General features: G+C 65.0%; 13 protein-coding genes and 1 pseudogene. 5 read left to right on the top strand and 9 right to left on the bottom strand.

The genetic code is table 11. The features are described from left to right. Positions 1 to 422 precede the first annotated feature (422 nt). Positions 423 to 1385, top strand: coding sequence for an AAA family ATPase (locus tag J3476_RS02375; RefSeq protein ID WP_064280684.1), 963 nt, complete (start codon positions 423 to 425; stop codon positions 1383 to 1385). A 234-nt stretch (positions 1386 to 1619) separates the two neighbouring features. Further along, positions 1620 to 2504 carry a hypothetical protein gene (locus J3476_RS27790; RefSeq protein WP_082909142.1) on the top strand — a complete coding sequence of 295 codons (885 nt, stop codon included), beginning with the start codon at positions 1620 to 1622 and terminating at the stop codon, positions 2502 to 2504. A 34-nt stretch (positions 2505 to 2538) separates the two neighbouring features. On the opposite strand, the gene J3476_RS02370 is transcribed toward J3476_RS27790, so the two are convergent. The 7 genes from J3476_RS02370 to J3476_RS02340 all read right to left on the bottom strand — a co-directional run bounded on the left by J3476_RS02370 (position 2539) and on the right by J3476_RS02340 (position 9660). Continuing rightward, positions 2539 to 3045 carry a pyridoxamine 5'-phosphate oxidase family protein gene (locus tag J3476_RS02370; RefSeq protein ID WP_064280685.1) on the bottom strand — a complete coding sequence of 169 codons (507 nt, stop codon included), beginning with the start codon at positions 3043 to 3045 and terminating at the stop codon, positions 2539 to 2541. Positions 3046 to 3260: 215 nt separating this feature from the next. Next, complete coding sequence (locus J3476_RS02365) at positions 3261 to 5393, bottom strand: heavy metal translocating P-type ATPase (protein ID WP_024444590.1); 2133 nt, start codon at positions 5391 to 5393, stop codon at positions 3261 to 3263. Positions 5394 to 5448: 55 nt separating this feature from the next. Further along, entirely contained in the window at positions 5449 to 5778 is a 330-nt protein-coding gene (locus J3476_RS02360; RefSeq protein ID WP_011856766.1) for a metal-sensitive transcriptional regulator, read from the bottom strand. Between the two features lie 70 nt (positions 5779 to 5848). Further along, complete coding sequence (locus J3476_RS02355; protein ID WP_024444591.1) at positions 5849 to 6127, bottom strand: YHS domain-containing protein; 279 nt, start codon at positions 6125 to 6127, stop codon at positions 5849 to 5851. 26 nt (positions 6128 to 6153) lie between these two features. Then, positions 6154 to 8439 (bottom strand): cation-translocating P-type ATPase, encoded by a 2286-nt coding sequence (locus tag J3476_RS02350; protein ID WP_073683355.1) that lies wholly within the window; start codon positions 8437 to 8439, stop codon positions 6154 to 6156. A gap of 40 nt (positions 8440 to 8479) precedes the next feature. Then, positions 8480 to 9451 carry a hypothetical protein gene (locus tag J3476_RS02345; RefSeq protein ID WP_024444593.1) on the bottom strand — a complete coding sequence of 324 codons (972 nt, stop codon included), beginning with the start codon at positions 9449 to 9451 and terminating at the stop codon, positions 8480 to 8482. Then, on the bottom strand, positions 9448 to 9660 hold the full coding sequence (locus J3476_RS02340) for a heavy-metal-associated domain-containing protein (protein ID WP_011856847.1): 213 nt from the start codon (positions 9658 to 9660) through the stop codon (positions 9448 to 9450). Before J3476_RS02340 ends, J3476_RS02345 begins: the two co-directional genes overlap by 4 nt. Before the next feature lie 156 nt (positions 9661 to 9816). Here J3476_RS02340 and J3476_RS02335 point away from each other — a divergent pair, with 156 nt between their 5' ends. Next, on the top strand, positions 9817 to 10641 hold the full coding sequence (locus J3476_RS02335; protein WP_024444594.1) for an alpha/beta fold hydrolase: 825 nt from the start codon (positions 9817 to 9819) through the stop codon (positions 10639 to 10641). Between the two features lie 461 nt (positions 10642 to 11102). Further along, positions 11103 to 11492: pseudogene (locus J3476_RS02330) on the top strand (AraC family transcriptional regulator); the annotation flags it as partial. Positions 11493 to 11904: 412 nt separating this feature from the next. Here the strand turns inward: J3476_RS02330 and J3476_RS02325 are convergent. After that, positions 11905 to 12546 (bottom strand): cadmium resistance transporter, encoded by a 642-nt coding sequence (locus tag J3476_RS02325; protein ID WP_079481877.1) that lies wholly within the window; start codon positions 12544 to 12546, stop codon positions 11905 to 11907. A 138-nt stretch (positions 12547 to 12684) separates the two neighbouring features. Next, on the bottom strand, positions 12685 to 13074 hold the full coding sequence (locus tag J3476_RS02320) for a heavy metal-responsive transcriptional regulator (protein ID WP_005148625.1): 390 nt from the start codon (positions 13072 to 13074) through the stop codon (positions 12685 to 12687). Between the two features lie 56 nt (positions 13075 to 13130). Here J3476_RS02320 and merA point away from each other — a divergent pair, with 56 nt between their 5' ends. Continuing rightward, a complete protein-coding gene (merA, locus tag J3476_RS02315; RefSeq protein WP_005148655.1) occupies positions 13131 to 14534 on the top strand; it encodes a mercury(II) reductase in 1404 nt (467 codons plus the stop codon). Positions 14535 to 14554 lie beyond the last annotated feature (20 nt).

Below are 14554 nucleotides of genomic sequence, written 5' to 3'. Positions count from 1 at the left end.
CTTTCGTCGATGTCGGCGGTCATCAGCGTCTTTGTCGACGTGAACCACGACGAAACCGGTGACCGGAAGGCCTGTCACGGCCGCGACCAGCTCGACACCTCAGCGCTGCTGCCGTGCCAACGCAGCTTCGCCTCACCGACACGCAGAGCGTCGCGGGGCCTGCTGTCCGGAACTAGACCAACGCCGACGAGCGTGACCGCCCGGCGCACCAATACGCCTCTGAGACACTCCCGGGTAGCTGGCGACAAGCCACCCGTGCGATCAGTGGCCGCAGGGCGGTCGAAGAACACTACGGCAGAACTCGGACAACTATCTGAGCGCTGTTGGCGCTGCTAGCGGGCACGACACAGTACGGCGCCGAACCCGCGGTGGTGAACGCATCTGCAATGATCGAGCGAGCGCATTGCGCAAGGAGGGGCCACATGGCGAGGTCTGACCTAGTGATTGATCTGGTCGAGGCGCAGCAGCGTGGCGACGTCGCCCGCTTTCGCATGCTGGTGGAGGCGATCATCGCCGAGGAGCGCAACAATCAGCACCATCTTGTGGCTGATCGTCTGTCCGAATTGATCACCACTGCCGGTGCTCGCAGCCTGCTCGCCCGTGATGACACCGCCCGCCAGGTCGCTGATCTGGTCACCGAAATTGTGCCTAAACGGCGATTGTCAGAGGTGCATCTGGCGCCTGCCGTCACGGCGGCGGTGAACGAGATCATCGAGGAGCATCACCGTAGCGAGCTTCTCCGCAGCCACGGCCTGGAACCGCGTAACCGCATCCTTTTGGAAGGTCCGCCTGGTAACGGTAAAACCTCGCTTGCTGAAGTGTTGGCAGCGGAGTTGATGGTGCCGTTCTACGCCGTGCGTTACGAGGGAGTTGTATCTAGCTTTCTTGGAGAGACAACGAGTCGAATCGATCACGTTTTCGAGTTCGCAAGGACTCGGCGCTGCGTGCTCTTTTTCGACGAGTTCGACACCATCGCCAAGGAGCGCTCCGACGCGCACGAAACCGGCGAGATCAAGCGCGTCGTTTCGACGCTGCTCCTACAGATCGATCGCTTGCCCTCCCACGTCGTCGCCGTCTGCGCGACCAACCATGGCGAACTGCTCGACCGCGCGGCATGGCGCCGCTTTCAGGTGCGGTTAGCACTGCATCCCCCGTCGCGCATACAGGCCACGACTTTTCTCGAGCAGCTGCGTATGCGGCTCGGCGGGAACCTCGGTATGGCGCCGCGCACCCTCGCCGACAAGCTTGCCGGTGCCAGCTACGCCGACATTGAGGAGTTTGCGCTGGATGTCATGCGGCGCTATGTGTTGTCGCTACCCGATGGCCGTATCGAGGATGTGGTGCGCGAACAGCTCAAGCAGCGCAACGCCATGAGGCAGATGTGACCTCTGTCCTTCGGCGCCCCGCACGGTGACGCGCGTAGTCCCGTCGACAATCTGAGCCAGTTCCGGACGCGAACAGCGACGTGCGCTACTGCCGCATCGGCGAGGTCTCAAGAGAAGCCGGTGTTGGTTATCGCCAAACGGCGGTGGTTGAGACTCGCAGACGAAGGGTCGCATCGATCCATCTACGTAGGACGGCAGTAGTTGATGACGAATGAATCTCGGTCGGGTTGAGATGTGGCCTCGTGCAGCCAGTGTCTAGGGTGGCGCTGTCATCCTTGTTCGGTGGCGCCTAGGACAGCGAAGAAGACCGACAGCCGGTTAGCGGCTCGGCTTGCCGCGCTCGCCTCACTAGGCGCTTCTGTAATCCACTTCGCCGTCGTTCCCACGCACTGGCAGGAATGGATGCCAGCGGGCCTGTTTTTTACGGCAATCGCGCTGTTCCAACTGTTGTGGGCGCGGCTAGTACTCACCCGTACCACCACCCCGGTGCTAGCTCTTGGCATCATGGTCAACCTTGCCGTTATTGCGCTTTGGTCCGTGTCGAGAACCGCGGGAGCGCCGCTCGGGCCCCACGCCGGTCAAGCCGAACTGATCCAAGCCGCGGACCTATGCGCGTTGCTGCTTCAGATCTATGTCGTCATGGGCGCTGGCTGGGTCTGGCACCGCGGCCTTCAAGGAGAACCGGTGCCCGCCTTCGGCAGTGCCATGGTGCTCCTGGGCGCGATTGGGATCGTCACGTTGGCGTCCACAGTGGGCGCTGCCTCTGGTCTACGGCACGGCCACCACGCCCCAGCCGGCGCTGAAGCAGGGGCTCATCACCACGGACCTGGTGCAGAGCAGACTGACGACCATCACAGCCATCCTGAACCATCCCCTGCAGCGCCCGCTGGGGAGCCCGCCTCCGATGATCACGGAACCGGTGCAGAACACGTCGACGACCATCACAATTACGATTTGGAGCCGACGTCTTCCCCGCCTGCCGTGCGCCCAGTCGAAGCTCCTGCACCAGGCGCTGGCTCTGGCGGCGCGCCTGAGCAGGCTACGCCCGTGCCCATCAGCGAGCCGCTTCCAGCGGCGACGCCGCTAGACGACCACCAAGACCACGACCATGTGCATTGACCTACGTCTGTATGGCCAATCCACGGCCTGACGGCTAGTTTCCGCCCGTCAGGTCTGCCCGCCCGATGGCGTCGCCCGGATGACGCACGATGTCGAGGGCCGACATTCCGATGCCGTAGGTGGATAACCATCGCCTCGGCCGGACTGCGATGAAGCACAGCTCAGCACGCTGAGAGACGATGCGCTCCTCGGCGGCGAGAATGCGACGGAGAAACCAGTCCGCGTGGAATGCCCCTCGCGCGTCGGCGTTTTCGTGGTTCAGTATTGTGGCCGACCCCGCAAACTGCACAGCTGCCGGCGGCATCATGGGGAGAAAGCGGTGCGGCACGGGAATGACGAAGGCTACCTGTGGGCGTCGTCGAATGTTTTTAACCTTGACGTTCGTAGTACGGGTCGTGATGTACAACGTCAGGTTTGTGCCTTCACCGGCCGCTGCGTACGTGACGGCCGTCGCGTGGGGGTTGCCGCTGCTATCGAGCGTCGACAGGGTGCCGAACGACCGTCGTCGAATCGAATTTTCGACAGTGGCGAGGTCGGTCACTGGTGCTCCTTCCTCCGCTTCCCCGGCTCCGATTGGGTGGCTTGTCGCTCAGCTACACGCCGTCTACGGCGCATCCGAAGGTACCGGCGGTCGACGGATAATTGAGAATTCGACCGGCGACTGCATTTGCTTTCTTCGTGCGAAGCTCCACATGGTTGGGAGCGGCGATTCGAACTTCACATGGTCGCCGGATGCTCCACATGGTGGGCCGTCCCCTAACGGTTGAGAACGGCGCGGGTGCTCGCCTCGGGCGTCAAATCGAGGCGGCGCAGAAGTTGCGCGTTGAGCGCGACGACGATCGTTGACAGTGACATGAGGATGGCGCCGACCGACATGGGCAGCACGATGCCGATGGGTGCCAGCACACCAGCAGCCAGGGGCACAGAGATGAGGTTGTACCCGGCGCCCCACCAGAGATTCTGTTTCATCTTGCGGTAGCTGGCGCGGGACAGCTCGATGACCGACAGCACCGAGCGGGGGTCGGAACTGGCCAGGATGACACCGGCGGAAGCGATGGCGACGTCAGTGCCGGCACCGATGGCGATGCCGACATCGGCCTGCGCCAAGGCGGGGGCATCGTTGACTCCATCGCCGACCATGGCAACCTTCTTGCCCTCGTGTTGCAGGGCAGCAACTTTCGACGCCTTGTCTTCGGGGCGCACCCCCGCGAACACCCGGTCGATGCCCAGCTGGTGGCCGACACTATTGGCGACGGCTTCGGCGTCGCCGGTGATCATGACGACTTGCACGCCAAGCTTGTGAAGCGCATCGACGGCTTCGCGGGATTCGGGGCGGATCTCGTCGGCCAAGCGCAGGCCGCCGAGCACCTCTCCGTCGCGGATGACGTGCAGAATGATGGCGCCTTCGCCGCGCCACGCGGTGGCCGCGGGGACCTCCTGGGCGCCGACTTCTTCGAGAAGTCGGGGGCCGCCCACTCGGATTTCGTGCCCGTCGACCGTCGCAGTCACACCGACGGCAGGAGAGGACGAGAAGCCGCTGGCGCGCGGCACCGTTAATCCCCTATCCTCGGCGGCTTTCACGATGGCCCGCGCCAGGGGGTGTTCACTGTCGGTCTCGGCGGCGGCGGCGAGCGCGAGCACGATGTCGCCGTCGTCGTCTCCGGTCGCCTCGACGGCGGTGACGGTGGGTTCGCCTTTCGTCAGGGTGCCGGTCTTGTCGAACAGCACGGCGTCGACAGTGCGCATACCTTCCAGGGCCAGCCGATCTTTGATCAAGACGCCGCCTCTGGCGGCGCGTTCGGTGGCGATGGACACGACCAGTGGTATCGCCAGGCCCAGCGCATGAGGGCAGGCGATGACCAGCACGGTGATCGCTCTTACCACCGAGGCATCGGGATTGCCGACGATTGTCCATGCCGCCGCGGTGATCGCGGCGGTGATCAGGGCGAACCAGAACAGCCAGCCGGCGGCCTTGTCAGCAAGGCGCTGGGCACGCGAGGACGAATTCTGCGCTTCGGTGACTAGGCGTTGGATGCCTGCTAGGGCGGTGTCGTCGCCGGTGGCGGTGATCTCGACCCGAAGCCCGGAATCGGTGGCGACGGTGCCGGCTGTGACGGGATCCCCGACGCCGCGGGTAACGGGCCGGGATTCGCCGGTCACCATGGACTCGTCCATGTCGGCGCGTCCGTCGACGATCTTGCCGTCGGCAGGGATGCTGCCGCCGGGTCGGACTACAACGACATCGCCGACGTGCAGGTCGGTCGGCGAGACGGTGACGGTGCGGTCGCCGTCGATCTTCTCGGCTTCGTCGGGAAGTAGTGCGGCCAGTGAGTCCAGCGCTGAGGTGGTCTGGGCCAGCGAGCGCATTTCTACCCAGTGGCCGAGCAGCATGATGACGATGAGAAGGGCGAGTTCCCACCAGAATTCCAGCTCGTGGTGGAGCAGGCCCAAGCTCGCGCCCCAGGACGCGAAAAAGGCGACGGTGATCGCCAGTCCGATCAGGAGCATCATTCCTGGTTTGCGGGAACGGACCTCGTTCAGCGCACCGGTGAGGAAGGGGCGGCCACCGACGACGTACATCACTGTCCCGAGCAGGGGCGCGATCCAGCGTGCGCCGGGGAAGTCGGGGACGTCGTAACCGAGCAGCATCGCGAACATGGTCGAGAACGCGACGACCGGTATGGCGATGATCAGGTTGATCCAGAAGAGCTTGCGGAATTGGGCCACGTGGTCACCGCCGTGGCCGCTATGGCCAGTGTGGCCGGTGTGATTGTCATGGCCGTGGTGTTCGCCGTGTGGGTGGGTGTCAGGGTGTGCGCTGGGGAATTGGTGGTGGGCGTGCCCGCCAGGGTGGGATGTTGCTACGCCGTGGTCATCGCGGTTTGTCATGTTCTTTCCTTAGGGGACTTCGCGTTTCAGTCGACGCGCATTGATGATGTGGGTGTTAGGAACGCACCAAGCGGGCGATGGCTTCAGAGGCTTCTGTGAGTTTGGCGTCAGCGGCCGGTCCGCCGGTGGCGGCGGCGTCACGGACGCAGTGGCGAAGATGGTCGTCAAGCAGTGCCAGCGCGACGCCTTGGAGGGCTTTGGTGAGCGCGTCTGTTTGGGTCAGGATGTCGATGCAGTACCGCTCCTCTTCGATCATTCTGCTGATGCCGCGGGCTTGGCCTTCGATGCGCTTCAACCGCTTGAGGTATTTGTCTTTATCGGTGATGTAGCCGTGGTGGGTGGTGCCTGTTGAGGGGCAGTGCCTGGTGTTGTCGGCGTGGGTCATGACGCTTTCCTTGTGCGTGGTGGTGACTAACTTCGGGTGCCCGGCGAGGAGTGCGCGACGAGGGTCGCGGTCATGCGGCGGAGGCATACTTGTCGGGGTCGCGGTCGAAACGTGGTCCGCATCCCTTGCAGCAGAACCAGTAACGCCGACCGCGATAGTCACGGAATAGTCCCGCCGCTTCGGCGACCGTCTTGTTCACCGGCGTGCCGGGCATCACGGGGCAGGTGGTCTCGTTCTGCGATCCGAGGTCAAGCAGGTTCCTCGCCGTAGGGTCGATGGGTGAGGTATCGATTTTGTCGGCTGCGCCGCTGCAGCAGCAGGCTGACGTGCGGTTCTGATTCTCGGACATTGGTTCTCCTCACAGGTGGCGGTGATTTAACTGGTGGTGTCGGCGGAAGTGGTTTTGAAGCGGCGCAGGCGCAGGCTGTTGCCCACCACGAAGACGCTGGAGAATGCCATTGCGGCTCCGGCCAGCATCGGATTGAGCATGCCCAGTGCTGCGACGGGGATCGCTGCGACGTTGTAGGCGAACGCCCAGAACAGGTTGGTTTTGATCGTCGACAGTGTTTCGCGGGACAGCCTGATCGCGTCAACGGCGCTGCGCAGATCACCGCGCACCAGGGTGATGTCGGAGGCCTCGATGGCGACGTCGGTGCCGGTGCCCATCGCCAGACCGAGGTCGGCTTGGGCGAGGGCGGGCGCGTCGTTGACTCCGTCGCCGACCATGGCGACCGTCTTGCCTTCGGCTTGGAGGCGTGCGATGACGTCAACCTTGCCTTCGGGCATGACTTCGGCGATGACGTCGTCGATGCCGACTTCGGCGGCGATCTGTCGAGCGACGGCTTGGTTGTCGCCGGTGAGCAACACGGGGGTCAGCCCAATGTCACGCATCTGCGAGATTGCCTGTGCGCTCGTCGATTTCACGGTGTCAGCGATGACGAGTACACCGCGCGCCTGCCCGTCCCACCCGACCGCTACCACGGTCTTTCCCTGGGCTTGCGCGCGGGCCTTGGCGTGGGACAGATCCGGGCTGAGGTGTTGCGCCCAGTCGGACAGCAGTGATTCGCGCCCAACGATGACGGCGTGTCCATCCACGATGCCGTGGACGCCTTTACCTTCGACATTCGCGAAGTCCTCCGGAACGGGCAGGGCCTGGAGTTCCTCGGCCGCCGCGGCGGCGACGGCTTGGGCGATGGGGTGCTCGGAGGCGTTCTCCAGGGCGCCGGCCAGTCGAAGCAGCTCCGCGCGTTCGGTTTCCGGCGCTGTGATGACATCGACCAGCGTCATTTTGCCGGTGGTGACGGTTCCGGTCTTATCCAGCACCACGGTGTCAACCTTGCGGGTGGATTCGAGCACCTCGGGACCTTTGATCAGCACGCCGATTTGTGCGCCGCGACCGGTGCCCACCAGCAGGGCGGTGGGCGTGGCCAGCCCGAGGGCGCAGGGGCAGGCGATGACGAGGACCGCGACCGCTGCGGTGAACGCGGCGGCGACTGAGAATCCCGCGCCCAGCCAGGCGCCGAGGGTGATCACGGCGATAGCGATGACGATCGGTACGAAGACGCCGGAAATGCGATCGGCCAGGCGTTGCACTTCGGCCTTGCCGGTCTGGGCGCGTTCGACCAGCTGGGCCATCTGCGCGAGCTGGGTGTCCGAGCCGACGCGAGTGGCCTGCACCACCAGCCGACCGCCGGCGTTGACGGTGGCACCGACCACGGTGTCGCCGGTAGCGACTTCCACGGGTACCGCTTCGCCGGTCAGCATCGAGGCGTCGACAGCCGAGGAACCGGACACCACCACGCCGTCGGTGGCGATCTTCTCCCCCGGGCGCACGATGAACTCGTCGCCAACCACGAGTTCTTCGATGGCGATCTTGGTTTCCGTCCCGTCGCGCAGGACGGATACGTCTTTGGCGCCTAGGTCGAGTAGGGCTCGTAGTGCCGCTCCGGCCTGCCGTTTGGACCGCTTCTCGAAGTAGCGTCCGGCCAGGATGAACGTGGTTACGCCGGCGGCGACTTCGAGGTAGATGTTGGCGGCGCCATGCGACGGCGCCAGGGTGAACGCGAAGGGATGCTTCATACCCGGCGTGCCGGCGCTGCCCAGAAACAGCGCATACAGCGACCACAGGAACGCTGACACGGTGCCCAGCGAAATGAGCGTATCCATGGTCGCGGTGCCGTGTCGCAGGTTGGCCCAGGCGGCCCGGTGGAATGGCCATGCTGCCCACACGACGACGGGGGCCGCCAGCGTGAGCGACGCCCACTGCCAGTACGTGAACTGCAGCGCCGGGATCATCGCCATCGCGACGACCGGCACCGTCAGGACGGCCGAGGCCCTCAGGCGGTGCCGCAGCGAGGCCAGTTCGGGGTCGGCGGTGTCCGCGGCGTGCGGGGTGTCACCGGATGCGTCGGAGGGCATCGGCGTGCGCGGTGTCGGGAGCGCGGCGGTGTAGCCCGTCTTCTCCACCTCGGCGATCAGCAGCGCCGGATCGTATCCGTCAGGCACCGTGACGGTGGCCTTTTCCGTCGCGTAATTGACTGTCGCGGCCACGCCGTCGAGCTTGTTGAGCTTGCGCTCGATGCGGTTGGCGCAGGAGGCGCAGGTCATTCCCCCGATGCGAAGTTCCACACTCGGGCCAGACACCGGTGTCGATGTCGTCATGAAGCCACTGCCTTTCAGTTTCTGATTCGGACGGGATAGCTCAGTGCCCGCCGGCATGGCCGGCGTCACGCGATGGCTCTGGCGCGGGCTCGTTGGTGCCACCGGGTGCGGCGTCGACGACGAAGCTGGCGGTGTGCACGGTGTCCTGGACTTTGAAGTCGAGGTAGAGCAGGTAGCGCCCCGCTGTGGGTGCGGTTGCCGCGAACGACACCGCAGGCCCACCGGTGCCGCCCGGTACCGGCTCGGCCCCCTCAGGGTGCACATGTAGATACGCCAGGTCTCCCTCACGCAAGGCGACGAGATGGCCGTAAGCCCCCAGGTAGGGCTGCAAGGTCATCACCGGCCGGCCGTCGCGCGTGACTGTCGCGGTGAGTTGGTGGGAGACGCCCGCGGTGAGTGCACCGTCCAGTTTCACGGTGTATCCGGCGATGTCATCCACGGTGCGTGTGGCACTCGCCACCGCCGGGACGAACGCGCCGGCCACCTGCACGGTTCGGGTGAGGGTGAGTTTGGCGCTGCCCGCCCCTGCGGGTTGGAAGTCGGCGAACACGCGGTAGGTGCCGGCGGCGTTCCACGTCCACGGCGTTGACCACGTGCCGGTGGCCGCGTCCAGCCTTGGGTGTACATGGGCGAAGTGCTGGCCGTCGGAACGGACCACGATGAGGTGCAGTTGCTTGTCGTGCACGGTCGCGTAGTCCAGCAGCGGCGTGCCGCCCGGGTCGACGATGGTGAAGCTCATCGTTCCCCGATCGTTGGGTGCGCTGGGGGACCGCACCGGGCTCAGGACGTATCCGTCTTCGGCCAACGACAACCCCGGCGGGTCGGCGAAGGGATCGACTGGCGACGCCTGCTCGGTCGGCGGCGCGCTGTGATCCGCTGCAGCATCGGAAGTTTGGGTCTGGGGAGATGTCGCCGCGGTATCAGGGACGACCGCTGCGGCGGTGACGTATGCAGCCGTGAACGCCACTGCCAGTCCGGCGCCAAACGCTGTCAATCGTCCCGCGGCGTTCATGCGACACGCACCGCCGAGTAGCCGGCCTCGTCGACGGCGTTGAGGATCTGCGCGTCGTCGACGGGACGGCTCGACGTCACGATCAGGGTGCCGGTTTTGGCGCTAACTTCGACGTCTTCAACTCCGGCGACCTCGCTGACCTCTTCGCGCACCGACAGCTCGCAATGTCCGCAAGTCATTCCTGTGACGGCGTACGTGCTCGTGCTCATCACCAATCTCCTATCCTCGACGGGTGTAGATACCCCTACCGGGTATACGTAAGAGAGCATATACCCCTTGGGGGTATGCTTCAAGGGTTACTTTCCGGGGTCATTGGTTTGGTGTCGACGCGCGTAGCGCTATCCCGGAACGACGGGAGGGATCAGTTGGTGGTGCGCGCGTTGCACGTCGGAGATGATGGCTGGCCCCTCATGGGGGAGGTCGTCGGGCGCGGCGAACTGATCATCATGCTTCATGGTGGGGGTCCGGATCACTACAGCATGCGACCGCTTGCTGACCGGCTCGCTGGCCGGTATCGCGTTGCGTTGCCTGACATTCGAGGGTACGGAGCATCGCGTTGTCCCGACCCGACGTTGCACCGATGGGATCAGTACGTCAGCGACGTCATTGCGATCGTTCACGCGCTCGATGACACCTGCGCCCACCTTGTCGGCGCCGGACTGGGCGGCACCATCGTTTTGCGGACGTGCCTCCAGCACCCCCGTATCGCCCGGTCGGCGGTGGTCATCAGTGCTGAAGCGATAGAGGACGATGCGGACAAAGCCGCAGACACCGATCTGATGGATCGTTTCGCCGAGCATGCCCGTTCCCGCGGTCTGCAGGCCGCCTGGGAATTGTTCATTCCTGATCTTCAGCCGCTGATCGCCAACCTGGTCGCTGAGGCTATTCCGCGCGCTGACGCCCACAGTGCGGCGGCCGCGGCGTCAATCGGTCATGACCGCGCCTTTGCAACGGTCGAGGACCTCCGGCGCATCGACACTGCGACGCTCGTCATCGCCGGCGACGACATCCGTCACCCCGAGTGCTTGGCCCACAGCCTCGCCGATGTCCTTCCACGAGGGGTCCTCGCCGAAGTTTCGATGTCCCGCCAATTCGTCAACGCTGAGGACATGGCACACGCTTTCGGCCCAGCGATCGAGAACTTCCTTCGCAGAACATCGGACCGGGACACTCGGGTCCATAAAGACTAGGCACTAAGGACGGCGGCAGCAGTGAGGGGCCTCACGCTCCGGCGGCAAGCCGCTCGGGGGCAGCCTGTCGCGGTGCTGTCAGCCGCAGCAGGACTTTCCCTCGCCGGCCTTGCCTGAGCGGCGCCCACTAGTGACACGACCCACCGCGCACAAAGCGATGCATTTGGCGATCGACCGTGCGGTCTGGCTTTGCACGAGCTGCCGAAATCTTTCTTGTACGCTCACCAGCGATACGCCTTCCAGTCGTCGGGCTACCCGCCCCGGGTGATACAACGAAGGTACCCCTGAGGGGTATACGGTACAAGGGCAGCCCGAGCTAGGCGCGGCGGTGGGTGACTGGCCCACGGCGCATATCCTGCATTACCCGTGGCGGCGGATGGCTCCACGCCTGATTCGATGTTCCCCGTTGCTGGCGCCGCGGTAAGTCGATTAATGGAAGGCCGTAGCATCGATTCGTGGCGATGATGCGGGATGGCGGTGGTATCACCGGTGAACCGCACTGGGGCGGGACTGCACTGCTGCGACCTGGGGTGTTGGCGTTCACCGGATCGATTGGCACCACCGATCTACACGCCCACCATGCCGTCCAGATTGTCACCGCAACAACACCTTTCACGATGCGTGACGAGCACGGCAACCAGCATCGCGGCACCAAGGTGGTCGTGCCCGCCGATGCGCCACACCGAGTCGAAGTCGGCGCGCCGGAGGGCACCGTAGTGTTCTTGGAACCGGAGTCTGCCCCAGGGCGCTCGGCGCACCTGCGCGCGCTTCGGTCCGGCTGGACTGTTGCTCCGGTGTTGACGTTCACCCGCCGACGTCCGTTGGCCGTCGTGGTCGACGAGCTGATCGATGTCCGTTCTCATTGAATCTGGGGCACATTTACTAGTCTGACCTGCATTGCCCCAGATTGGATGAGAATTTCGATCGCGACGTTTCTCATTGAATCTGGGGCTACCCTGCTTCCGCGCCCGGCTGCGAGCGCAGCAGGGTAGCCGGAATGGTCTCCTGTCGATTCCGTTGGCTCGGGTACGTCTTCGGTATAACTACTGTGATCGTGTCTCTCGTGACACACGATCATGATTCTGTGGTGCGCTCGCTCGTGTTGGTAGTTCGGGTGCCGGCTGCGGCCTTTGAGCACCTTGGCCACCGCCCGTTTTAGATTGTCATAGCGGATACGGGCCGGGACATCACCAAAGTGGTTGAACGCCAACACATGCCGATGCAGGAGCGCCTCCTGGCCCTGAGTGGTGAAGTTGCTCCGAGCTAGAGGGCGAACGCTCCGCCTTTGATGAGGATGAGGGCCCCGATTGTGATCAGTGCAACGGGCAGAACGATGTGGCCCCAGCGTGAGAGTGCTTTGGCGATGATCGGGTGGGAAGCGAAATATCGGCCGGCCGCGCACCAGATGGCCACACCGATGAGGAACACGATGATGTAAACACCGATGGTGGCGATCGTTGAGACGGCGAAGATCGGAACGTACACGCCGATGTTGTCGCCGCCGTTGGCGAAGGTGATGACTGCGACCTGCCAGGTGCCAGGCGTCAACAGTGTTGCGGGATCATCGGTCGGCGCCGGTTGGGTGCGGCGATCCCGCCAGGCCAGCCATGCCGCCCGCAGCCCCAACACGATGGGCAGCAGCCCGAAGTACGGCAGTGCGGCTGGAGGAAGCAGCGTGGCACCCAGGAGTGCGCCGCCGACCGAAACTGCCAAGATGGCGGTGAAGCCGAGGTACTGACCGGCGGTCACTCGGATGGCTGCGCCACGATGACCGGGCGCCTGGCCGAACATCACCGCGAGGACCACGATGTCGTCGATATTGGTGATGGCGAAGGTGGCGATCGCCTGAACGAGTGTGGCTGGGCTCAGCACGGCCAATGCGACCAGCTTCGAGTGAAATCCCACCGCATCGGGTGAGCCTACTGCTCAGCAGGCCCCGCGCTCCCGCGCACCAACGACCTCCAGTGGGGCGGAAATTCATGACGACTGCCGGGGTCAACGGACTTGACGAAATACATGCCTCCGGTGCCACGGAGGTGGCTCCTAGAGGTATCGACATACGTCATCGGCGCTGCATGATTCCGGGTCGACGCTTTCGGCGCCCTGCCGCAGCCGGGCGATGGTCTCGCGCAGTGCCACCAGTGCGCTGATCTGCTCGTCGAGGTCGGTCAGTCGGATGTCGAGCAGGTCGCGCACGTGCGTGCACGGCGCGTGGCCGCTGTCACGGATGTCGAGGATCTGCCGAATCTGGGCGAGGCTGAACCCGGCGGCCTGTCCCCGTCGGATGAAGCCGACCCGGGCGATCGTGTCGGCGGCATAGTCGCGATACCCCGCCGGGGAACGTTCGGCGGGCGGGAGCAGGCCTTCGTCTTCGTAGTAGCGCAGCGTCGCGGTGGTGGCCCCGGTCGCCTCGGCGAGCTTCCCGATTCTCACGATGTCTCCTCAGAACACTTGACCTTCAAGCCTACTTGAAGGTCAAGGATGGGTGCATGAGTCAGGGATTGGACCTCGCGGTCATCGGTTCCGGCGGCGCGGCGATGGCCGCGGCGATCCGCGCTACCGCGCTCGGCAAGTCCGTCGTCATGATCGAGCGCGGCATCTTCGGTGGCACGTGTGTCAACACCGGCTGCGTGCCGTCAAAGGCCCTGATCGCAGCGGCCGAGGCCCGGCATACCGCAGCCGACACTGCCCGGTTCCCGGGGATCGCCACCACGGCCGGCCCGGTGGACATGGCGGCCCTGATCGCCGGCACGCACGATCTGGTGGAGTCGCTGCGCTCAGAGAAGTACCTCAACGTGGCCGAATCGTATGGCTGGCAGCGCATTCAGGGCCAAGCGCGGTTCGCCGGAACCCCGGACGCGCCCGTCATCGAGGTCGGCGATGCCACCATCGAGGCCGAGCACTACCTGATCGCCACCGGCGCGAACCCAGTCATCCCGCCCGCATTCGAGGGCGTCGCCTACCTGACCTCGACCACCGCGATGGAAGTCACCGAGGTCCCGGAGTCGCTGCTGGTGATCGGCGGCGGCTACGTCGCGTTGGAGCAGGCGCAACTGTTCGCCCGGCTCGGGTCAACGGTGACGGTGCTGGTCCGCTCCACGCTGGCATCGAAGGAAGAGCCGGAAGTCGGCATGGCGCTGCTGGAGGTGTTCGCCGACGACGGCATCCGGGTGGTGCGCCGCGCCACGGTGAGCGAGGTCGAGCAGGCCGACGATCAGGTCACGGTCACCGCGACCATCACCGGCGGAACGCAGCAGTTCCGTGCCGCGAAAGTCCTCGTCGCCACCGGCCGCCGTCCGAACACCGACGGCCTGAATCTCGAAGCGGTGCAGGTCAAAACCGGCGAGAACAACGAGGTCGTGGTGAGCGACGGGCTGCAGTCGTCGAACCCACGGATCTGGGCGGCCGGCGACGTGACCGGGCACCGCGAGTTCGTCTACGTCGCCGCCCATCACGGCGCGATGGTCGCCGACAACATCTTCACCGACGCCGGCCGCAGGGTCGACTACCGCCATCTGCCCCGCGTGACGTTCACCAGCCCCGCGGTCGGTGCGGCCGGGACGACCGAGGCCGAGCTCCTCGCCGCCGGGACACGGTGCGACTGCCGGGTGCTGCCGCTAAAACATGTGCCGCGTGCGGTGGTCAACCGAGACACCCGCGGTTTCATCAAACTCGTCGCCGACGCCGGCACCGGCCGCATCCACGGCATCACCGCCGTCGCCAAGGATGCTGGCGAGATCGCCGCCGCCGCGGTCTACATCCTCGACGCCGCGATGACCGTCGACCAGGTCGCCGGGTCCTGGGCCCCGTATCTGACCATGGCCGAAGGCATCAAAATCGCCGCCCAGTCCTTCAGCGCCGATATGTCCCGACTGTCCTGCTGCGCATCCTGACGCATGGCTCACTCGAAAGG

The sequence above is a fragment of the Mycobacterium sp. PO1 genome (assembly GCF_017312405.1).
Taxonomy (GTDB): Bacteria; Actinomycetota; Actinomycetes; order Mycobacteriales; family Mycobacteriaceae; genus Mycobacterium.
Note: the sequence above shows the minus strand (reverse complement) of the source record. Positions and strands in the feature narration are given on the sequence as shown.